Genomic DNA, 19,763 nt, shown 5'->3' on the forward strand with positions numbered 1-19,763 from the left:
GGAGCCGTGGGAACCATCACTGAAGCGTCGTACCGGACGTCATTGTCAGGGCAACCGCGTTGCGAATAACGAACCAGGTCGCCAGCTGCTCATAGTCCTTCGCCGTCGTAAACTCATCTATCTTCGCCTGCAGGAAGGCGGCCACGCCGTCGCCATGCGTGGCGATGAGTTCGCGTGCGGTCTGGTACGCTTTTGCTTCTTCGTCTCTATTCACAGCGGTGTAAAACTAACTCCCTTGTAGACCGGACGTCTAGCGGCGTCGCACGATTCCCTCGAAGGAACGCGCGATGTATGGAGGTCGGCGCTGATCGTTAAGGGCGATGTTCTCATCGCCGCTTGCGCGTTCGATCGGATCGGACCCCGGCTTCAGGCTGCCTTACGCCGGCCGGCGCGATCGTCGGCGAGGCGATCAAGACTGTTGCGGATCGCGAGCCCGACATTGATGCGCAGTCGGGTCACGGCATTTTGGTGGGCGTGGAGATAAGCAGCTTCCTGTTCGCGCAGGGCGTCGGCGGATTCGCGATCGACCGAGAAGTCGAAGCTCTTGAGCCCTTCATGGATCGCTGCGATGCGGGCCTCGCTTCCTCGGCCGGTGATGCGATATTCGGGACTGGCTGGCATCGCCTTCGACACTGGCGAGAAGACCCCGATCTCCAAATCGTGCCACCGGGTCAGGACATAGGTCTGGTCGACTATCTCGACGACCATGTCCCCGCGCAAGGCCGTCCAGGGCTGGTAGATCTCGGTGTGGAAACGAAGACGGTCGTGGAGCCAATAGTCGTCATCGAGGTCGAACTGGGGAAGACAGCGGTCCCAGGGCTGGTGCCCGGGCGTGGGGTTGAGCGGGCGCTGGAGGTAGGTCTGCAGGTTTGATGGCAGCCGACCTTTCGTATGCCGGTAATCCTCTGCCATCACGCCAGCGAGGCGTGCCGCGACCAGCAATTCCATACCCGCCTTGTGGAAGGCGCCTAGCAGCGCGATCGCCCCTAAGCCGACGCCGTCATAGCTGCGGTGCCCTCCTCGCCCACCTTCGCCCTCGGCAGCCGGTGGCGCCAACCCCTGCTCGATGAGGAGTGACACATTGCGGGGCGTCAGTTCCGCAGCAACGGCAAGCTCGCGTGAGCTGAAACGATCTTTGGCATGAAACGGGCGAGCCATGAAACTTCCAGTTTGTGTGAGTGGAATCACACTTACACAAACTGGAAGTACCGTCAACACCCCGTGGAAGTGGTGCGTGAGCCTTTGGGACTCAGGTTAACACGTGCCACCTTCTCGGAATGTCGAGCAGGCGAGACGAATGAGTCACGTCACTTCAGTCGGACGATCGGGGAGCCGCGCGCTCGGTCGAGGACAAATACCTCTGCGAAAGGCAGGTCGGCGGCAGCAGCAGCATGGGCCTCAACGAGCGCTTCGGTCTGACGGTTAGGCGAAGAGCCGATAGGCGCGGTGATAAGCAGGATGTGTCCGCTGAATTTTACGTGATCCTTGCCCGCCATCCGATTGGTGATTGAATCATCAATCACACGGTCAACCGAGGTCCTTGCGTTCATCACTCTGCCTCGGTCCCTGACCTTTGCGAAGGTCTCCTTGGTTGCGTCGTCCGGAAGCGCAATAAAACCCGGGACCGCTTTGCCGCCGGCCATGTTTTTGGCCGTTTCAATACCAGATCTGGCCAAGGCTCCCGTGACTTCGATGCCGATCGGCTCAGCTCCGGGCTCGGGCGTCAGCCAGGCATCGGGTGGCTGATCGTCGAGCGGAAAGCGCACCCGGGCGGAATCCGGATACTCCGCGGACAGGAAATGCTCGACCGGCACGACCTCGTCCCGAAGTTTCTTCCAGGGCTTCTTGCCTTCGCGAAACGCCTGGATGTCGGCGTCGGCGATCGGGAGCGTGCTAAACGCCGTAACCCGCTCCCGAAGCGTCGCGACGGTAACGCCGCCCTCTGCAGAAATCTCGGCATAGACCTCCGCTAGAGTGGCCGCAGTGAACGGGTCTGGATGTTCGGCTGAGGCCATGCGTTCGAGATTCCTACCGCTTTAGATACTCTTCAACCGCCTCGGCGCCGTTGCCGACGGCCTTCACCGCCTTTTCGAGTTCGTCGCGGGTGACGCCGAACTTCTTGGTCCAATACGCGACTTCATAATCCTCGCCGAGCGCGATGCGCGAGCTATCCTGCGGCGAGCGGAGTGTCTTGTCGTCAGCCATTTGAATACCTCCTTGATGCGGCGTGTGACCTTGATGGAACGCCGATCGTCATCGGTGTTTCCGCCGACCCTTCACGAAGGCGCGCTGTGTCGATGAACCGAGTCACATCAGCGCTGGAACGAGTCCGCCAGGCACGAGTCTATCAGGCATGGCCAAGTTGCTCGCAGAACCAGGGGAAGGAAGGGCGCGGAAACCGTCGAGGGCTCGAGCTTTACCAGCTTTGAGACCGCCCCCTTTTCAACCCGTCCAGCTGGCAACTTTGGTCGACACAGTTCCAACCGGCGATCGCTGGCTCCACGAAATGAAATATGATGGCTACCGGCTGCTCGTCGCCGTCGGCGGCAAGGAAGCCCGCGCCTACACGCGGTCCGGCCTGGACTGGTCGGAAAAGTTCGCCGGCATCGTCGGCGAGGCGGGCAAGCTCAACATTCGGTCGGCGCTGCTCGACGGTGAGGCTGTCGTGATGGATGATAGCGGGCGTTCCAGTTTCCAGGGTCTCCAGGGAGCGCTCAAAGGCGCGCCGTCCAGTATCGATTACATCGCTTTCGATCTGCTCGAGCTCGACGGGGAAGATCTTACCCGGTTGCCCCTCACGGAGCGGAAGGCGAAGCTGCGGGAGATCCTCCCCGAAGGAAGCCACCGCATCCGATATTCGGAACATATCGAGGGCAACGGTGAGAAGCTGCTTCACAGTTTCTGCGACGCCGGGCTCGAGGGCGTCATCTCAAAGAAGGCCGACGGCCGCTACATCGGTTCGCGCTCGGGCGGCTGGCTTAAGACCAAATGCATCAAGCGTCAGGAGTTTATCATCATCGGCTGGACGCCGTCGGCCAAGTCGCGCGGGTTTCGTTCGTTGATCCTCGGGATCCATGAGGGGGGCGAGCTGCGATACGCCGGCAAGGTCGGAACGGGCTTCAGCATGGATGAGATCCTGCGCCTGATGGAGACGATGCGCCCGCTCGAACAGGCGACACCGACCGTAAAGGCGCCTCGCGCAGAGGTCCGCGGCGCCCATTGGCTTCAACCCAAGCTCGTAGCGGAGATCGCTTATACCGAAATGACCAATGAGGGCACGCTGCGCCATCCCAGCTACCTCGGGCTCCGCGCCGACAAGAAGGCTGAAGCAGTCATTCTCGAGGTCGAGCAACCGGTGAGCGAGATCGCCGCTCCGGCGGTGTCGCGCATCAAGATCAGCAACACCGATCGCGTCATCTTTCCAGAATCCAGCATCACCAAAGGCCAGCTGGCGGACCATTATGCGGCTGTCGCGCTGATAATGCTGCCTTGGATGGGCAGCCGCCCGATCAGTCTGGTGCGCTGTCCGCAGGGCCGCGCCAAAAAGTGCTTCTTCCAGAAACATGATGCGGGCAGCTTTGGCGACGCCGTCAAACATGTCGGCATTCTCGAGAAGGACGGCCACGAGGAGCCCTATCTCTTCGTCGATACCGCTGATGGCCTGATGACTTGCGTCCAGATGGGAACGATCGAATTCCACGGCTGGGGTGCCCGTATCGAGGATGTCGAAAAGGCTGACCGGCTTGTTTTCGATCTGGACCCGGACGAGGGGCTGGACTTTGAGAATGTGCGCACGGCCGCCTTTCATTTCCGCGACATCCTGAAGTCGATCGGGCTTGAGACCTTTCCGATGGTCACCGGCGGCAAGGGCGTCCATGTAATCGCGCCGCTCGTACCGGCGGCCGAATGGCCGGAGGTGAAGGATTTCGCGCACAGGCTGGCCCAGGCCGTTGCGCAAAGCGATCCACAAAACTTCACCGCGGCGCTGCCCAAAGCGCAGCGCAAGGGACGTATCTTCGTCGATTATCTGCGCAATCAGCGCGGTGCGACGGCTGTCATGCCCTATTCGGTCCGGGCACGCCCGGGAGCGCCCGTCGCCGCGCCCATCAGCTGGAAGGAGATGGAGACGATCGATGCGCCGAACCATTTTCATATCGGCGATGCCGCCGAGCTCGTGAAGCGGGCTGCTTCCAAAGCGCTGAAAGACTGGGGCCGCGCCGACCAAACGTTGCCGGATCTGTGACACGGTGAAGATCGCCACCTACAACGTGAACGGTGTAAACGGCCGCCTTCCCGTGCTCCTTCGGTGGCTGACCGAGGCGCAACCCGACATTGCGGTGCTTCAGGAACTGAAAGCGCCGCAGGAGAAGTTCCCTGAGAGCGCGATCCGGGAGCTTGGTTATGACGTCAGCTGGCATGGGCAGAAGAGCTGGAACGGTGTCGCCATGCTGAGCCGGATCGGCGACATCCATGAAACACGGCGCGGTTTACCGGGAGACCCCGATCCAACCCAGAGCCGCTATATTGAAGGCGCAGTGAACGGCATCCTTATCGCAGGCCTGTATCTGCCGAACGGCAATCCCCGCCCGGGCCCGAAGTTCGATTACAAGCTCGCCTGGTTCGAGCGACTGATCGAGCATGCGGCCGATTTGCTGGCAACCGGCGCGCCGGTGGTCCTGGCCGGCGACTTCAACGTGATGCCTACCGAACGAGATGTCTATGAGCCCGAACGCTGGGTGGACGATGCACTCTTCGCTCCAGAGGTCCGCGCCGCTTATTTCAGGCTGCTGGAACAAGGGTGGACGGACGCGTTGCGGACCGTTCATCCCGATGAGACGATCTACACGTTTTGGGACTATTTCCGGAATGCCTATGGCCGCAACGCCGGGCTACGCATCGATCATCTACTGCTCAGTCCCGCGCTCGCGCACCGACTTGTTGATGCGCAGGTCGACCGTCATGTGCGCGGATGGGAAAAGAGCAGCGATCACGCCCCGACCTGGATCGAACTGGCCCCGGCAAAGCCGGTGCGAAGGAAGCGCGTATGACGCTCGCACGAGGCCGGCAATGATGACGCGCATGCCTGGCATGATGCTCAGGCCGCTGCTGGGTCGTAGGTATGTTGCGCGTCTTGTTCGAACAGGTGCCCTGCTGGCGCCGAAGAGGCATCCTCGAACGTCGATACGGTCACTCCGACAAGGCGGATTGGCTTGGCCGTTGGCAGGACGGACCGGATCAAGTCGAGGGCAGCTTCGCGAAGCTCCACAAACGATGTTATCGCGGACGGACGACTTCGACGCCTAGTGATCTGCTGAAAATCAGCATATTTTACCTTCACGGTCGCGGTCCGCCCGAATGCCTGGCGCTTCTCGCACCACGACCAGACCTCCTCGACCATGCGAACCACGCCCGCCTCGATCTCGTCGGAGGCGACCAAGTCCTGCCGAAATGTGGTCTCCGATCCGGATGATTTGCGTACCCGGTTAGGATTGACCGGACGCTCATCCTCGCCGCGCGCGATCGCAAAGTACCAGTCGGCCGAACTGCCGAAATGCTGCTGGAGGAAAGCGAGCGATTTCGAGCGGAGGTCGCCGCCGGACTCGATACCCAGCCGCTTCATCTTCTCTGCCGTCACCGGGCCGACGCCGTGAAAGCGCGAGACGGGCAGCGTCTCGACCCAGGCCGCGCCCATGTCGGGGGTGACTGCAAATTGCCCGTTGGGCTTGCGATGGTCGGACGCAAGCTTGGCGAGAAACTTGTTGTACGATATGCCAGCGGACGCGGTGAGGCCGGTCTCCGTCAGGATGCGCGCTCGGATTTCCTTGGCGGTGAGCCAGGCGGTCTTCAGGCAGCGGCGATCGGCGGTGACGTCGAGATAGGCCTCGTCGAGCGAGAGAGGCTGGATGAGGTCTGTGTAATCGGCGAAGATGCTGTGGATCTGCTGCGACACAGCGCGATAGACCTCAAAGCGCGGCGGAACGAAGATGAGGTCGGGACAGCGCCTGAGCGCGGTGACGGACGGCAGCGCCGATTTCACGCCGTATGTGCGAGCCTCGTAGCTCGCCGCGGCGACCACACCGCGCGTCGCGCCGTGCCCAACTGCGACCGGCTTGCCCCTGAGCGACGGGTCGTCACGCTGTTCCACGGACGCGAAGAACGCGTCCATGTCGACATGGATTACCTTTCGGACCGCAGACTCGCCAACCATGGCGCGTGAAATAACATGAACCGAACATAAAGAGAACGCCGAACGGTCATCAGACGCGTCTGAGCGAGTGTCGCGGTCTCTTCGGAACCGGTGCCGCGACCTAAAGCAAGACACTCTGCGTCGTGAGCGGCGGATAGACCTGTGTCACCCCCAGGCTCCCTTTCGGCAGGGCCCTCAGCACCGCGCTTGCAGGCACGGTTGGGTCCAGCCAATCGGACCACTGGGCCCGGGTGAGCGGGATGATCTGGCGCGAATGATAGGGTGCGACGTCTTCGCCAGGTTCCATCGTCAGCATCGTGAAGGCTTCACCTTCGGGAGTCTCGCGCCAGATGCCCGCGATGCAGAACCACGGGTGATCGCGCAGCGTGAACAGCCACTTGGTCTTACGCTTCTGCTTGGGATCCTCAGGCTTGGTGAATTCGTAGAAACCGTCCGCCAGGATAAGACACCGGTGGGATGTGAATTCTCTGCCTTCCGCGCGGAAATTATAGACCGGCTTGCCGCCCTGCCCTCCCCAGCTCCAGCGACGATTGATCAGCTGGCCCGTTCCGCGAACCTCGCCGCTGCGGACGATCGGCGCCACGTCGCTGATCTTGATGTCCTCTCGCGCTTCGATGTTGGGCGTGCCCTCGGGCATATCGATCTTGATTTTCAGATCGTCGAAGTCCTGCGCGATCGACGCTATGTCGACCTCCAGGCGATAGTCATTACACATTGATCGCTCCGTTCAGGCGCGCCTTGCGAGTCTTCGGCGTTCCTATTATGTTCCATCGCATGGACTCGCCAACTCCATTCGACTCGGATGCACCCGTCGGGAGCAAACGCGCCATCATCCGATACAATCCGGATAATAGCGCAGAGCTTGAAATGGTCGAGGCGACATGGGGTTCAAACCCGCGGTTCAGCGATGGGACGTCGTACCGGTTCGTTCGCTCGGAAGGAAAGACCTTCCCGAGCCATCGCTGCCTCATGCCAGCTACCGAATTCCATATGACGGTGAAAGACCGGCGGTACCGGGTTCGGCTCGACGACGGAAATTTCTTCTATCTCGCTGGCGTCTGGGAACCGCCGATGGCCGGCTACCCACTCGCTTTCCGCATCATCACGGTCGCTGCCAACGCCGAGGTCAGTCGCTATCAGGATCGCCACGGGGCCATCATCCTGCGTCGCCAGGTCATGCAGTGGCTTAGTAAGACCGATCTGCTGGAGACGCCTCCGGCGCGCATTTTCGTCGTTGATGAGATTCCGAACGGTCCTCGCCAGCCCGCTCTCGTCTTGTGATCTAACTGCTAAATGGACGCGAAGCGGTAGGTTCGTGGTAGCGGGGTGGCCATGGAATTTCCTGATATCACTTTTGCGGCTCGGACAGAGCCGCTCGTCCTTTATTGGCCGGCGCCGGGCGTCCCGTCGGCGCAGCTGGAATTTGCCAGTCTCGATGAGTGGCGCAGGTTTGTCGAAGGCATGGCGCTCGATCCGCTGATCCCGAGCGTAGTCCGGCTCAAATTCCAGCGTGCGCTCAAGCTCCATTATTTGGCATGGATCGACGGCGATCTGATCAAGGCTGGCGAACTTGTCGCGCTGACCGCGCTCGAGCTGGCATTGAATGACCGATACGGCGGACAAGTGGCCGGCCGGCCGAAGAAGAAGCTCAAATCGGGCCAGGCTCCGAGCCTTACCGACAAGCCGCCACAACGATCCTTCGCTGCGTTGCTAAAGCATATGGTCGACGGCGATGGGCTAACCGACGCGGACATACCCATGATCGCGCGGTGTGGTGGGACGGCCGTAGGCCAATTGACCGGGACGACGAAGCCGACGCTCGCGGATCGGCGCAACGGACTGGCGCATGGCGATCCGTTCGATGGGCTTCCGACCAGCGGGCTCATCGAGCTCGTCCGGGACCTCATCGATTTCGCCTATCGCGACTATACCAAGGAAGGTCGGGCCCTAGGAATTGTCAGCCATGACACTTTACCAAGCGTTTCTGGGTAAAGTGTCACTGGTGGCAGCTTACGGGATATTGAGCGCGCACCGCATCGGTGATCAATCCTCGGCCGCGATCGTAACCCTCAAGCCATCCAGCGCATCCGTCACCGGAATCTGGCACGACAGACGCGAATACGCATCGCGATCCGATGCAGCCGCCCTTTCCTGTCGACCCACGACACGCTGCCTAGCCGTGCTGCCTCGCGCTCAGCGCGCCGACGATCGCGCATATAGTCCCGATCATCGTGTCCCATTGAAGCGCCCTTCGAGTGGCCATGTACGCACCGGCATTGGCAAGCGCGTCACCGCGGGGGCTGACTGCAGCGCAGCGTCTCGCAGGTGCCCGACCGCGGCTTGGGCCGTGGCGATGGTCGCGCGGTCCGACGCGGAAATGCGGATCGTCTGATAGCCCGCCTGCGTCGTCATCGCCTCACGTTGCAGGTTTTCGTCAGGCTCGGCGAAGCGTTCGTCCATTTCGATCAAAGCGACGATTGAACTTGAGGTAGGATCGACGATGACGAAGTCGACAATCCTCCGCTGGAATGCGTTGCCGTCCGTCCCCCGCTGCCAGTGGCCCGGGCGACCGCCCGGCGCGAGGAGCGCACCCATCGAAACCTGGGCGTGGATCCGATACATCGGAAGGGCCCGCTCGAGAGCGGCGAGCATCGCGTGCTTACGGTTCGTCAGGAAGGGCTTTGCTACCGGCACCGGCAAAGGGTCGTTCTTGACCCTGCTGCGGATGCGCGACGCGATCCATACCGCCAGACCGATCACCACAAGCGCGCCCATGGCGAGCGCCAGGGTGCCATGTGGCAATTGGCCAAGCCGGCCGAAATACTCTGACATTGAACATCTCCCGGTTAGGACATGAGGCTGGCGCCCCATGCCGGAGCGCCTTTCAGTTCCAGCCGTCGCGACGGCCCTCGTTGCTGTCTTTGAGGTTGCGGCCGTCGATCGCGGAGCGGCGGATCTCGAGCTCGACCTGGTCGCCTTTGCGGCGCGTGCGGAAATCGGCGTCGTTAAGGCCGTTACGGCGGGCATAATCCTCGGCCGCTTTTTCGCTGCCGAACTTGCCGCCTTCGTCAAAATCCCATGCCATGCTTTGTCTCCTTGATTGGACCGGCACCGTGCCGGCGTTTCGCACTCACAAATCGAGCCCCAGGCTGCGCTCGGGCAGCGGGGGCAGCAGGTCGCTCTTGTCCGGCTTCAAATCGGGCGGTGGCTTGAGGTCACCGGCCTTCGCCGTGGCCGGGGGCGGCGCGACCGGTCCGTCCGGGACCGGTGGCAGATCGGCGAAGATGTCGGGCTGATCGACCAGGTTGATGCCCTCGATCGGACCCGGGTCGAACTTCGCCGCGGGCGCCGGTCCCTTTTTCCCGTCGATATCGAGGCGACCGACCGTCTCGAGCGCGGAGGTCTTGTTGCCGGGGTTGAGGTCGAGCTGGCGCTCGAGCTTCTCGCGGTTGTCCACCACCATCGTCAGCTCGTCGCGGACGCGGGTCACGCCGACATTGAACAGGCGCTGGTTGGACAGATTGCGCTCACGACTGTCCATGACCGTGATGGCTTTGTCGGTCGTGATGCCCTGCGCCATGTGCATGTTGAGCGCGTAGGCAAGGTCGAGACGCGACAGCATCGGATCGCCCAGATCCAGGGTCAGCCGCTGCTGCCCGGCGGTCTCGACGGTCACGCCATTGGCATCGACCGTCAGCACGCGCGCCAAGGCGGCGTTGTGGAGGTCGCGGGGCTTGTCGTTGGCGGTCCAGCGGATGCGGTCGCCCTCCCGGACATGGAGGTCTTTCTTCTGGATGAGTTCAAGCCGGTCGCGTTTCTCGGTGGGTGACAGCTTCTGCGGATCGAAGCGGATCTTCCGGCGGCCATCGCTGAGCTCGACTTTGCCGTTCGGCATTACGCGCGTGACGTCGTACCGCCCCTTCTCGAGCCCGATGTCCTGCGCGCCGCCGCGGCCGACATCGAGCGTCTGGCCGGCCTGATACGTCGACGCGTAGCGCAGCTCTTCGCGGGTCAGATTGACCCGTTCGTAGACGGTGAGGTGGATGCCCTGCCCCCGCACGGTGCCCTCGTCGGCCAGGCCATCCTGGATGCGCTGATTGATGATCGCGCGAGATTCCCGGCCGGACGCGAAGACGGCGGTCGCCTCCCGATCGCCTGGTGACAGTGCCAGCCACATGTCGGCGGCGGTCTCGGGCGCGCTGGCGCTTTCATGGACGTTGTCGCCCAGAACCTTCATCGCCTCGCCCGCCTTGCCGACATTGGCGAGCGCAGCAACGGTCCGCAGCGTATCGGTGCGCTGGCGGATATTCTCGTCCATCCGCGCCATGGTGCCGCCGGCCGCCTGGATCATCGCGAACGACTTGCCCGCGTCGATCGAGGAGAGTTGCTGGCGGTCGCCGACCAGCACGAGTTTGTCGACGCCGAGCGCCTCGGTGATCCGGTGGAGCTTCAGCATGTCGTCGCTCGAGACCATCGAGGTCTCGTCGACGACGAGCATGGCACCTGCGAACTTCGCCTGCGCCGCCTCGAACCGAGGCGTGTCGCGCTCGGTCACGAACCGTTCGTTGGCGAGAACGAAAGAGGCGATCGTCTGGCTCTTGATGCCGGCCCCTTCTGCAAGATCGGCGACCATCTTGTTCTGGAAAGCGAGACCGAAAACGTCGCGGCCCTCACTCTCGGCGACCCGGGCGACCGCCTGCAGCATCGTCGATTTACCTGCGCCGGCGACGCCCTGAATGGTGACGGTCCGATCCTCAGACGCCATGATCAGCGTGGCGGCGGCAAGCTGCCCGGCATTGAGCGGGCGATCAGCGGCAGCCTGCAGACGCCCCGGGGCATCGGCGGCGGAGATGACCGGCGCGGCCCGCCCCGCGCTGGCCTCGACTGCCTTCAGGATGCTCTCTTCGGTGCGTAGCGCGTCCTGCGTGGTGACCATGCTCACGCCTTTGTCGCCGGCGCGCGCGACACCCGGGATAAGCTGGCGATTCTCGATCAGCTGACCGATGCGGTGCTCGACGGTGTCGACCGTCACGCCCTTCAGCCCAAGGTCCAGCGCTGTCTTCGCCAGCAGGTGGACGTTGAACGCCGCCTCGCGCTCGGAGAGGATCCGGACGGCGGACGCAACCGCGAGCTGCGAGCGGGCTGTCGCGGGAGACTGGGTGACGCGCGCGAGCCCTGAATCGACCAGCGGATCGTGCGGGCGAAGGAAGCCGCCGACCAGGTCGCGCGCGCCGGCGATCGCGTCGCTGATCGCGCGGAAGCCGCGCTCAAGCCGGCCGTCGGCGGCGCTCAGACTTGAGCGTGCCTCGGCCGAAGCGAGCAGGCCCTTTCCGTCGAAGCCGAGCGCCGCTGCCTTGTCGATCCAGCCTTTCAACAGGCCGTCGCGGTCATCGACATTGAGCTTGGGATCACGGGTGTTGGTGGTGATCCCGTCGCGGCCCTTGGCCGAGACGATGCCGAGTGCCGCCGCCTTTTCCAGGATCGCCTCGCGGCGCTGGCTGAAGGCGTCGATCACCGCCTTGGGCACGCCCGCTATCTCGAACGTGCCGTGCTTACCCTTGAGCTCGACCTGGTAGCCCAGCTTCTCGAGGCCGGCGCGCAGATAGGCGTGGTAGATGGCACCGATCGTCGTGTTGCTGCTCCAGATCTTGTCGGCGTGGAGCGCCTGCCATTTGCCGTCGGGCATCTGCGTCAGATTGGCGACGACGGCATGGACATGGGCCTGCGGGTCGAGCGCGCGACTCGTGTCGTGCTGGAACAGCGCATAGACCAGATTGCCAGTTTGGACCGGGACCTTGCGGCCCTCGACATCCTTGCGACCCTCGGCGAGATTCTTCTCGACCCACGCCATGGTCTTCTGGACGGCAGCCATGTTGGCCGCGAGCACGCTTTTGTCGCCGGCGACATAGGCCATGAGCGACACCGACTTAGGCGCCGAGAAGGTGAGATCGACGCCGTTGCGGCGGTTTTCAACTTGCGCCACGCCCTCGCCTGACGGCAGCGTCCCGCTCAGGATTTCCTCGAACGCCTGTTTCGAAACCTCGCCTTCAAGGCCCAGAGCTCCGGCCCCTTCCCCGCCCCAAGCGCTCTGCTCAGCCGAGCCATCGGCGGTGTAGTAATTGTCCTTGAAGTCGTCCTTCGCGAAATAGTTCGCGGCACCCGAGGCGGAGCGGACCGAGGCGACCGAGAGCACGCCCTAGATCCCCATGTCCATGCCATCGGAATCCCGTCCGCTGGCAAAGCCTTCCCGCAGCTCGACCAGGGTCTGATCCTCGACCTGGGCAGCCCGCGGTTGCGCGTCGCGACCGTCGCGGCGCTCCTCGCTGGTCCGGGTGCCGGCGGCCTGCTCCTCCGGCTTGTCGCGCGCTGTCTGCGCCTTGTCAGCCGCATGGGTAGCGGGCGTCGTCTGCTCGTTGCGATCGTCGCTGCGCTGCGCCGCGCGCATCGTCTCGGCATTCTCCTCTTCGGTCGGAGTGCTGAGGATCCGCGCCGCCATCTCCTTGGCGAGATTGGTCGCCTCGACCACCTCCTCCACGATCTGGACGGCGCCATCACGCCCACCTGCCTCGCCTCCCGCGCCGTCCTCTTCGGCGAACACTTCCTCTCCGCGCCTCGACCGCACGGGGGTCATATTGGGTCGGGCGATGAAGCCCTGCGCGACCTGGGGATAGTCTTGCCATTCGAGCAGGATGCGCGCCGCCGGGAAGCCGTCGGGGAACTTCACGAAGCCGTGCATCGAGGGCAGATTCGTGATGTCGTCGGCGATGACGAGCGGCTCGACCTGCTTGCGCGGGGTCAGGGTCGAGGCGTCGCGATTGTTGTTATAACCATAGCTGTACGCCTCATCCATCTGACGCACTTCACGGTTGCCGATGTAACGCGCGCATTGCTCGGCGGTATCGAGGTCTGCGGTTGCGAGGATGAGCTTGGAGCGGGCGAGCGAGGCGAGATTGCGGGCGCCCTGTTCGCCGTAAACCTCGACCAGTTTCTCGAAGCTGTGGATGCCCAGGATCATCGCGCCGCCGAACGCGCGCGCGGTCTGGAGGCCATTCTCGATCGCGGGCAGTTTGTGAAGCGCGCCGAGCTCGTCGAACATGAACCACATGCGCAAGGAACGGGTGCGCGGCATGGTCATGAGGCGGTTGATGCACAGGTCCATCCAGAGCGTGAGCAGCGCCCGGTTCATCGCCAGATCGACATAGTTGGACGTGATGAAAAGGATCGAGCCGGGCTGCTTGTCGCCGGTGATCCAGTCGCGGATCGAGAACTGCTCACCCTCGTCGGGCAGGAAGCGCAGGACCTGCGCGTTGGTGTTGAAGACGGCACGGATCGATTCCGCCATCCGGGCGGCTTCAGGGGCGGTCAGCGGGTCGGCGATGGTGTTGGCGAGGAAGCGGTGCACCCGCTTCAGGTCGGCCGTCATGAGGTTCTCGCTGAGCGCCAGGTTGGTGGTCTGCCCGCGCTCCTGCAGCCGGATGCACATCTCGATGAAGAGCGTGCGTGCGGCGAGCGCCCAGAACGGCTCTGACGAGCCGCCGTCGGATGGGATCAAGGCCGCTGCGGCAGCGGTGAACTCGCTATGCGTGCGGCAATCGTTGAAGATCGACCAGGCCGGGCAGCGTTGGTCCATCGGGTTGAGGATCGTATCCCGCTCGGGATCGTAGAAGGCTTCGACATAGGCGCCTGTCAGGTCGAAGATGACCGCATTGTCCTGGCGCGCCCGCATCTGCGCGACGAGGCTGCGAAGCTCGGTAGTCTTGCCCGATCCGGTCGTGCCGATGAGCATCGTGTGCGACTGCTCCATGCGGTGCGGATAGGGCACGCCGGCAAGCGAATAGGGGTGGTGAATGCCGCCGGCTTTCCGCTCGGCAAAGGGCAATCGGAGCACCGCCGAAGGGCTTAGCCGGGGGAAGAATTGACGCGCATCTTCCTCGAATTTGGCGGCGTTATGTTGGGCGATTTCGGCGAAAAGGACGTCGCGCTCGACCAGCATCGCGCCGCGTTCGTGGCGTTCCTGGAGGATGGTCTTGCCGCGCCGGCGGGAGATATCGACAAACCAGATCGTGATCGGTGCGATGACGAAAACCGAGACGAGGATCGAGCCGATAAACGCGTGAACCGTGGTTGCCCACGCCTTCTGGACGGCGGGGATATAGGGCACGGCCGGCATGATCGTTTTGTAGATCTCGCCGTTCGGCAGCGTGACATTGACGCGCTTGTTGGGATTGAGATCGACCCAGTTCCAAAGCGCCGAATAGAGCTTCATGCAGACGAGCTGGAATCCATGCTCGTCGAGGCGCAGCGAAAGGATGATGAACCAGGCGGCGAGGAAGGCGAAGAACCAGGCGATGATGGGCAGCTTCGCGCCCGAAAACCACATCAGCATCTCATGGGTGAGGAGCTGGCTGCCGCGTGTGAAATTGCCCGAGTTGCGCTGAACCCGGCCCCGCGCGGAGTGATGGGTCAGCGGGATGTTTTTCCCGTTGGAGCGGATGTCCTCACGCGCCATGATATTGTACCAGGCGCTTGTCGGTTTCGGCGACGAGCCGCTCACGAAGCTCGGGATATTGCTCGCGGATGATGATGTCCAAAGCGAGCTGCTGGAACTCGCTGATCCGTGCAAGACGGCGGTGGCTGGCGGTCAGCAGATCGGACGAGGAGAGGAAGACGTCCAGCGCCGACCGGATGATGTCGGCGACGCTGAGCTTGCGCTCCGCAGCGATGGTGCTCAGCCGATCCCACTGGGTCCGCTCGAGCCGCACATTATAGTGCCGGTAACTGGTAGCCAAGACCAACCTCCTAGCAGGGAGGCTGGTGGGGACTGAAGAAGTCCTGACTTATAGCCTAGAGGCTGGCACGCGGCAAGTTGATCGTCGAGTGCCAAACCATCGTAGTCGTCCGTACTACGCCCAAGTGGCGGATTTGCGTGGCTTTTACGCGCCGCAAGAACCGTACTACAATGTAGTCGCCTTTCCATCCGCGCTAAACCGTTGCGCAGCAACGGAAACCTTGCACCTTCAGGTGCGTAGGGTGTGCATATCCTCAGAGACCGATACCCTGTCCCTGGACTGTCTGGCGATGTCTGCTGGGGTGCCCGTTACCGGGGCCGGCTGGGCACCGCTCCGCCAATGGGCGGAACGTGCATAGCGTCTGCTGCGAAGCAGTCAGGCTGCGCGATCGGGGACGGGCAAGCGAGCGATACCTTCCCCATGCGCGCCGGGACTTTGGTGCCGAAGCGCGCATCAATTGGGGCCACCGGCCCCATTGGCCAGGCGAGGATCGTAACCCGGCAGGGCGGAGACAAGGCGTCTGCCTTGGCTCCGTGAGCTTTGATCCTGGCGGCCGTCCAGGGCGGCGGGATCTCTGGCGAATAGAGCCGTCATCGGGCGGATAGCCCGATGCGCCCCCCGCCCTCACCTGCTTCTTCCAGCGCGGTGCAATCGCCGTTATAGTTACCATGTTCACAGCCCGATTAGCGTTGAACACGAGGCCCATATGGCAAAAACATTGGAACAGGAGCGTTTGGCGTTCGAAGAGGATGCGCGTCGGCTGGAAGAGCGGCGCAGAAGGCTCGAAGAAAAAGAGCGCGAGCAGGCCATTTCGACGGTCGAAAGATCAGGTTTGCTCAAGCTCGAGGCCAAACGGCTGGCGGCCCTCACCGACCGGATCAAGACCCTCGGAATCGAGGCAGTCGAGAAGCGGCTGGCAGCCTGAACCTGACCCGCCGCGCCAACGGCGCGGCACGGACATGGGGGGTTCGATGCCCCCCATGTCCGTACCTCTCCCAGCAAAAAAAGGGAGAGGCCGGAGCCCCTCCCTTGATCCCTTAGAACTCGTCGGACATCCGGCCCGGGACCGTGTGGACCACCCGGTCGATGAGCGTCATCGGCAGCGCGTTGTAGTCGCCCTCGTCGATGGCGACGTAGCGCCCGGGCGCGTCCTCAATGACGTGCTGGTCGAAGAAACTGTGCAGAGCGCGGCGTTCGGCGAAGGCCAGCGCGGCGAGATAGTTGGCGGTGTCGGCGTGGGCGGCGGTCGAGATGATCTGCATGTGGTCCTCCTGTCGTCTTGAATGACAGGGGAAAGGTCGTCGTTGAGGGAGCCGCCGGGTCAGGGACGCCGGCACAGCCGGCGCCGCGTAGCGGCGGTGGGGGTCACGATTTTCTTCGGCGGCCACCGCCGCCGAAAGGGAGCACTGCCGCTCGCTCCGCCGAAGAAAATGGTGGGGCCCCGCCGTCCTTGACGCGGCGGCTCCCTCAACGACAGACTCGGAATTCTGTGAGAGATTTTATCCTCTGATGGGAGCGCGACAGGAGTGCCAGGCGAATGAACGACGATAGCCACCTGCCCGGCCGCCGAAGGTTTGGATGGTATCGGTCGAAGCCCAACGCGACGATGGACCACAGCATCATCGCCCGCCCTCTCGAAGAGGATAATTGGGTAGAGTTCCGGCGTCTCACGCGCGTCGTCGAATATCTGCGGCCGTACACGGTCGACTATCTTGCGCTGACCTCAGATTTTGAAGCGGTGAGGAATGCGGAGATGGAGATCGGCGAGACACTGTCAAAACTGCTGGACGTTGGGATGATCGCGATCCCGGCTGGGGTCGATGCGAACGCGAGCGCGCAGCGGCGCGTCGGCAACTTCCTTGGCGCAGCCAGTGCATTTCGCGATCGGGCGAAGACGCGTCTTCTGTCGGAATTCGGCGCGGGGAGCGTAGAGGCTTTGGCCTTCGAGGCGGCGACAAACCACTGGTTCGACACCAGCCTCGCCTATCGCTGCCTGTGTCAGTTGCGAAACTATGCGCAGCACCACGAACTTCCGATTTCGTTCGTGCCGAGCGAGGGCCAGATGGGTCGATGGTAGCGCGGATCGGCCTACAGCTCTTTCCGGCGACACTGGCGTCCAGCGGCCGGGTCAATAAGAAAGTCCGGGCAGAACTGAAGGCGCTCGGCACCGAGCCGCTGAACCTGTCGACGCTCGCGGCGGACTACATGAAAGCCCATGACGGATTGATGGCGCTGGTGCTCGGTCTCTATTCAACACGCCTTGATGAAATGGCGCATTATGCCGCTGCCATTTATCGGCTCTTTGAGATTCCTCACGACGGCGTTCCGGTAATCTGGGAGGGCGGCGATCCCAAGGATGGTCCAGATATCAAGCTGCGGGCGATCATGATGGGTTTCGATGAAATGCTCCGTGCGTTCGCGCTGCGGGAAAGGCTTAACTTGCAGGCGGCGGAATAAGTGTCGCGCGTGCTGTTGAAATCGGGCGCCCGCCGTGGCGTCGATGATTGGGGCGTCGCCTGCTGATTCACAAAAGCATGGTTCGAAGCATGCCCTCATGTTAGTCGGATCCCGCGCTGCGAAGCGGCAGCGCCGGGACTGGTAATCCCGTCGAGAGCAGCAACTCGGTGTGAGCTTCACGCCGGGGTGCCTGCGCATATTCTCTCGTTGCGGTGGTCAAGAGTGAAGATCAGTCTCTCATAATTTCTTCCTTTTGTGGTTGTGCGTAAGGGCGTTGAGCAGGATTCACTATTCTCTGCGAGGTCATGCCGACGTTGATTGTGAAAGCCTCTTCTGGAGGCATAGCCGGATGCCGTCATTTAGGGTTCTGCCACGAGTGATGCCTTCATATGTCAACAACGCCGTATGCCTTCCGTAAGGATAGACCCGACAATACGCGCTCAAGGTCATCTACCCGCCGTTCCTGCAGGTTACGCCCGTCCGGGATTGGATTCTCCCGTCCAGGTTCCGTGGATGGGGCGACTAACTGGTAGCCGCGGCAGATGCCGCAGGGTCCATGGTCGCCTTTCCCCACCGGAACTCGCTCTGGTCACGCCAGATCCTGTACAGCACTGTGGCGAGCTTTCGGGCCACCGCCACCTTCGCCTTGTTGAAGCCAATGCGATTGACGAGGCGCACCCCCCACGCCTTAAGCGCAGACCATCGCTTGACGCTGATAAGCAGCACGGTGGCCGCCTGGACAAGATGAAGCCGGGTCGGCGAGTGCCCTCGCTTGCTTATGCGCCCGTGATAGTCCTGTTCGCCCGATTGGTATCGGCGCGGGGTGAGGCCGAGATAGACGGCTACATCGGATGCGCTCTTGAAGCGGGTCGGATCATCGATCGTCGCGCGGAAAGCCAATGCGGTGACCGGCCCCACGCCCGGGACGGTCATGAGGCGCTGGCAGACCGGTTCGGCCTTGGCCGCGATCTCAAGCCGCATGTCGGCCTCCGCTATGTGCTGGGCGATGATCCGATGTACGTCGAGTAGCGGCATCAACAGCGGCCGGATATGGAAGCCGTTGTCCTGGGCCTCACATAGTGCGTCGATAACGCGATCGCGGAAGGTGTCGGCGCTGACATTCCCGCGCGCCACGATCAAGCCAAAGGGCTTCAGCAAACCACAAAGTTCGTTCTCAAGGTCGATCTTCTGCTTCACCAGACGCGCCCTTGCAGCGAGCTGCACTCTCAGTTCCTGGCTCGCCTGCTCCTTGATGTGCACGGCCTTCATCCAGTCTGACCCGAGCCGTACCATCTCCGCCAGGCCGTGCGCGTCATTTCGATCGGTCTTTTGACGCTTGAGTGACAGCGCCCGGTGGGCATGGACTGCATCCATTACGGTGATGTCGAAGCCCATCTTGCGCAGGCCATGGTAGAGCCAGGATGCAAGGCTGCCGGTCTCCATGCCGAGCTTGAGCGGTCCTTCCATCCGCTTTTGCAGATAGCGGCCGATCTCGAACGGATTGGTCTTTGCTTGCCCCTCCATCACGGTCTTGCCGTCGGGATCGAGAACACAGATGCTCGTGCTGCGCTGGCTGACATCCAGACCGACGCTGTATACTGCTTCATGCCGGATCACTTCGTCCGGCTTGACCTTGATAGCCATGGTCGCCTCCTGAAGTTTGGTGGTGATGCGTGCGAGATCTCAGCCAATATTCGACCGAGTCCGGGCAATATCATCGCTCAACGTCGCCGCCACCGCAACGACCCTATATGTCCAGGTGCCTCGGCACTAAAAGCGTAGGCGCATGTCTCGACGTGTTACCAGCCCCGGCTCCCGCGCCCAGCGCGCGGGAGTTGTCTGGGAAGGCGCACCAGCACTGTCGCGACATGAGCGCGCCTCCGAGTGGGCGATATGGAACATCACGAGAAGGACCCGGCCATTACCCGGGCGATGGCACTGGCGCTGATGCGGCAGGCTCAAAACCTGCTCCAGGGCGTAAGAGAAGAAGCGAGCGTCACACAGCTTCAACGCGCGATCGACACGCTCCTGCGGAAGCGTCCGGATCAAGCTCCCGGCGCATCCTGAAACGCGGGGCGGTCCGGGTTTTCCAGAACGCGAAAGGGCGGCAGGTTCGCACCTGCCGCCCCGTCGTTCATTTCTTTTTGCCGCCCTGTTTGAGGGCAGTGATTACAGCCGCGAGTCCAAACAGGATCTCTGCGAAATTGTGCCATTCCATCGCTTTGACTTCCAGCGATGGGGACGCGCCCCCAGATTGAAGGGGTATTACGTTGCAACGCGCTTGCTCGGTGTTTTAAGAGGCCGAACCT

Annotated in this window: 21 protein-coding genes and 1 pseudogene; 8 read left to right on the forward strand and 14 right to left on the reverse strand. The window is 62.6% G+C overall.

From position 1 onward, the window contains the following. Window positions 1–16 precede the first annotated feature (16 nt). The 4 genes from LQ220_RS14940 to LQ220_RS14955 form a co-directional block, all read right to left on the reverse strand. Window positions 17–214, reverse strand: coding sequence for a hypothetical protein (locus LQ220_RS14940; RefSeq protein WP_230188988.1), 198 nt, complete (start codon window positions 212–214; stop codon window positions 17–19). A 152-nt stretch (window positions 215–366) separates the two neighbouring features. Then, window positions 367–1,158 carry a hypothetical protein gene (locus LQ220_RS14945; RefSeq protein WP_230188989.1) on the reverse strand — a complete coding sequence of 264 codons (792 nt, stop codon included), beginning with the start codon at window positions 1,156–1,158 and terminating at the stop codon, window positions 367–369. A gap of 149 nt (window positions 1,159–1,307) precedes the next feature. Next, on the reverse strand, window positions 1,308–2,015 hold the full coding sequence (locus tag LQ220_RS14950) for a hypothetical protein (protein WP_230188990.1): 708 nt from the start codon (window positions 2,013–2,015) through the stop codon (window positions 1,308–1,310). Window positions 2,016–2,028: 13 nt separating this feature from the next. Further along, complete coding sequence (locus tag LQ220_RS14955; protein ID WP_230188991.1) at window positions 2,029–2,205, reverse strand: DUF3606 domain-containing protein; 177 nt, start codon at window positions 2,203–2,205, stop codon at window positions 2,029–2,031. A gap of 148 nt (window positions 2,206–2,353) precedes the next feature. Between LQ220_RS14955 and ligD the strand changes: the two genes are divergently transcribed. Beyond that, the gene (gene ligD, locus LQ220_RS14960; protein ID WP_230188992.1) at window positions 2,354–4,243 is read left to right on the forward strand and encodes a DNA ligase D; all 1,890 of its coding nucleotides are present in this window, start codon (window positions 2,354–2,356) and stop codon (window positions 4,241–4,243) included. Window positions 4,244–4,247: 4 nt separating this feature from the next. Further along, window positions 4,248–5,048: an exodeoxyribonuclease III gene (gene xth / locus LQ220_RS14965; RefSeq protein ID WP_230188993.1), complete on the forward strand. Its 801-nt coding sequence runs from the start codon at window positions 4,248–4,250 to the stop codon at window positions 5,046–5,048. 47 nt (window positions 5,049–5,095) lie between these two features. Here the strand turns inward: xth and dinB are convergent, their stop codons facing one another. Together dinB and LQ220_RS14975 are read right to left on the reverse strand one after the other, a co-directional pair. Then, on the reverse strand, window positions 5,096–6,208 hold the full coding sequence (gene dinB / locus LQ220_RS14970) for a DNA polymerase IV (RefSeq protein ID WP_290369050.1): 1,113 nt from the start codon (window positions 6,206–6,208) through the stop codon (window positions 5,096–5,098). 100 nt (window positions 6,209–6,308) lie between these two features. Continuing rightward, a complete protein-coding gene (locus LQ220_RS14975; protein WP_230188995.1) occupies window positions 6,309–6,923 on the reverse strand; it encodes an SOS response-associated peptidase in 615 nt (204 codons plus the stop codon). Between the two features lie 152 nt (window positions 6,924–7,075). On the opposite strand from LQ220_RS14975, the gene LQ220_RS14980 reads away from it, so the two are divergent. Both LQ220_RS14980 and LQ220_RS14985 read left to right on the forward strand, forming a co-directional pair. Further along, a complete protein-coding gene (locus tag LQ220_RS14980; protein ID WP_230188996.1) occupies window positions 7,076–7,489 on the forward strand; it encodes an SOS response-associated peptidase family protein in 414 nt (137 codons plus the stop codon). A 51-nt stretch (window positions 7,490–7,540) separates the two neighbouring features. Beyond that, entirely contained in the window at window positions 7,541–8,200 is a 660-nt protein-coding gene (locus tag LQ220_RS14985) for a hypothetical protein (protein ID WP_230188997.1), read from the forward strand. 51 nt (window positions 8,201–8,251) lie between these two features. Here the strand turns inward: LQ220_RS14985 and LQ220_RS14990 are convergent. From LQ220_RS14990 to LQ220_RS15015, 6 genes and pseudogenes are all read right to left on the reverse strand, one after another. Beyond that, window positions 8,252–8,350 (reverse strand): annotated as a pseudogene (locus LQ220_RS14990) (ferredoxin); the annotation flags it as partial. 84 nt (window positions 8,351–8,434) lie between these two features. Beyond that, the gene (locus LQ220_RS14995) at window positions 8,435–9,040 is read right to left on the reverse strand and encodes a DUF2726 domain-containing protein (protein ID WP_230188998.1); all 606 of its coding nucleotides are present in this window, start codon (window positions 9,038–9,040) and stop codon (window positions 8,435–8,437) included. Between the two features lie 52 nt (window positions 9,041–9,092). Then, a complete protein-coding gene (locus LQ220_RS15000) occupies window positions 9,093–9,293 on the reverse strand; it encodes a hypothetical protein (protein ID WP_230188999.1) in 201 nt (66 codons plus the stop codon). A gap of 45 nt (window positions 9,294–9,338) precedes the next feature. Then, a complete protein-coding gene (gene mobF / locus LQ220_RS15005; RefSeq protein ID WP_230189000.1) occupies window positions 9,339–12,401 on the reverse strand; it encodes a MobF family relaxase in 3,063 nt (1,020 codons plus the stop codon). A gap of 3 nt (window positions 12,402–12,404) precedes the next feature. Beyond that, window positions 12,405–14,717 (reverse strand): type IV secretion system DNA-binding domain-containing protein, encoded by a 2,313-nt coding sequence (locus tag LQ220_RS15010; RefSeq protein WP_230189001.1) that lies wholly within the window; start codon window positions 14,715–14,717, stop codon window positions 12,405–12,407. Next, on the reverse strand, window positions 14,707–14,997 hold the full coding sequence (locus LQ220_RS15015) for a hypothetical protein (protein WP_010405779.1): 291 nt from the start codon (window positions 14,995–14,997) through the stop codon (window positions 14,707–14,709). The genes LQ220_RS15010 and LQ220_RS15015 overlap by 11 nt, the downstream gene beginning before the upstream one ends. A 706-nt stretch (window positions 14,998–15,703) precedes the next feature. On the opposite strand from LQ220_RS15015, the gene LQ220_RS15020 reads away from it, so the two are divergent. Next, on the forward strand, window positions 15,704–15,922 hold the full coding sequence (locus LQ220_RS15020) for a hypothetical protein (protein ID WP_126849486.1): 219 nt from the start codon (window positions 15,704–15,706) through the stop codon (window positions 15,920–15,922). A 112-nt stretch (window positions 15,923–16,034) separates the two neighbouring features. Here LQ220_RS15020 and LQ220_RS15025 read toward each other — a convergent pair whose 3' ends face one another. Next, window positions 16,035–16,259, reverse strand: a complete 225-nt coding sequence (locus LQ220_RS15025) for a hypothetical protein (protein WP_135965690.1) — start codon at window positions 16,257–16,259, stop codon at window positions 16,035–16,037. Between the two features lie 275 nt (window positions 16,260–16,534). Between LQ220_RS15025 and LQ220_RS15030 the strand changes: the two genes are divergently transcribed. Both LQ220_RS15030 and LQ220_RS15035 read left to right on the forward strand, forming a co-directional pair. Continuing rightward, the gene (locus LQ220_RS15030; RefSeq protein ID WP_230189002.1) at window positions 16,535–17,074 is read left to right on the forward strand and encodes a hypothetical protein; all 540 of its coding nucleotides are present in this window, start codon (window positions 16,535–16,537) and stop codon (window positions 17,072–17,074) included. After that, a complete protein-coding gene (locus LQ220_RS15035; RefSeq protein ID WP_230189003.1) occupies window positions 17,068–17,454 on the forward strand; it encodes a hypothetical protein in 387 nt (128 codons plus the stop codon). Before LQ220_RS15030 ends, LQ220_RS15035 begins: the two co-directional genes overlap by 7 nt. 522 nt (window positions 17,455–17,976) lie before the next feature. Here the strand turns inward: LQ220_RS15035 and LQ220_RS15040 are convergent. Beyond that, window positions 17,977–19,098, reverse strand: coding sequence for an IS110 family transposase (locus LQ220_RS15040; protein WP_096064031.1), 1,122 nt, complete (start codon window positions 19,096–19,098; stop codon window positions 17,977–17,979). A 249-nt stretch (window positions 19,099–19,347) separates the two neighbouring features. On the opposite strand from LQ220_RS15040, the gene LQ220_RS15045 reads away from it, so the two are divergent. After that, entirely contained in the window at window positions 19,348–19,521 is a 174-nt protein-coding gene (locus tag LQ220_RS15045) for a hypothetical protein (protein ID WP_230189004.1), read from the forward strand. The last annotated feature ends 242 nt before the right edge of the window (window positions 19,522–19,763 follow it).

Source organism: Sphingobium sp. CECT 9361 (assembly GCF_918741285.1).
Classification (GTDB): Bacteria; Pseudomonadota; Alphaproteobacteria; order Sphingomonadales; family Sphingomonadaceae; genus Sphingobium.

Bases quoted from the DNA above. Each gene is read 5' to 3' on its own strand.
- LQ220_RS14950 (WP_230188990.1), bottom strand. From the start codon at position 2,015: ATGGCCTCAGCCGAACATCCAGACCCGTTCACTGCGGCCACTCTAGCG.
- LQ220_RS15000 (WP_230188999.1), bottom strand. From the start codon at position 9,293: ATGGCATGGGATTTTGACGAAGGCGGCAAGTTCGGCAGCGAAAAAGCG.
- LQ220_RS14955 (WP_230188991.1), bottom strand. From the start codon at position 2,205: ATGGCTGACGACAAGACACTCCGCTCGCCGCAGGATAGCTCGCGCATC.
- LQ220_RS15025 (WP_135965690.1), bottom strand. From the start codon at position 16,259: ATGCAGATCATCTCGACCGCCGCCCACGCCGACACCGCCAACTATCTC.
- LQ220_RS15035 (WP_230189003.1), top strand. From the start codon at position 17,068: ATGGTAGCGCGGATCGGCCTACAGCTCTTTCCGGCGACACTGGCGTCC.
- LQ220_RS14945 (WP_230188989.1), bottom strand. From the start codon at position 1,158: ATGGCTCGCCCGTTTCATGCCAAAGATCGTTTCAGCTCACGCGAGCTT.
- LQ220_RS14995 (WP_230188998.1), bottom strand. From the start codon at position 9,040: ATGTCAGAGTATTTCGGCCGGCTTGGCCAATTGCCACATGGCACCCTG.
- LQ220_RS15020 (WP_126849486.1), top strand. From the start codon at position 15,704: ATGGCAAAAACATTGGAACAGGAGCGTTTGGCGTTCGAAGAGGATGCG.
- LQ220_RS15030 (WP_230189002.1), top strand. From the start codon at position 16,535: ATGAACGACGATAGCCACCTGCCCGGCCGCCGAAGGTTTGGATGGTAT.
- LQ220_RS14980 (WP_230188996.1), top strand. From the start codon at position 7,076: ATGGTCGAGGCGACATGGGGTTCAAACCCGCGGTTCAGCGATGGGACG.
- LQ220_RS15040 (WP_096064031.1), bottom strand. From the start codon at position 19,098: ATGGCTATCAAGGTCAAGCCGGACGAAGTGATCCGGCATGAAGCAGTA.
- LQ220_RS14985 (WP_230188997.1), top strand. From the start codon at position 7,541: ATGGAATTTCCTGATATCACTTTTGCGGCTCGGACAGAGCCGCTCGTC.
- dinB (WP_290369050.1), bottom strand. From the start codon at position 6,208: ATGGTTGGCGAGTCTGCGGTCCGAAAGGTAATCCATGTCGACATGGAC.
- LQ220_RS14975 (WP_230188995.1), bottom strand. From the start codon at position 6,923: ATGTGTAATGACTATCGCCTGGAGGTCGACATAGCGTCGATCGCGCAG.
- LQ220_RS15045 (WP_230189004.1), top strand. From the start codon at position 19,348: ATGGAACATCACGAGAAGGACCCGGCCATTACCCGGGCGATGGCACTG.
- ligD (WP_230188992.1), top strand. From the start codon at position 2,354: ATGGCCAAGTTGCTCGCAGAACCAGGGGAAGGAAGGGCGCGGAAACCG.
- LQ220_RS15010 (WP_230189001.1), bottom strand. From the start codon at position 14,717: ATGGCGCGTGAGGACATCCGCTCCAACGGGAAAAACATCCCGCTGACC.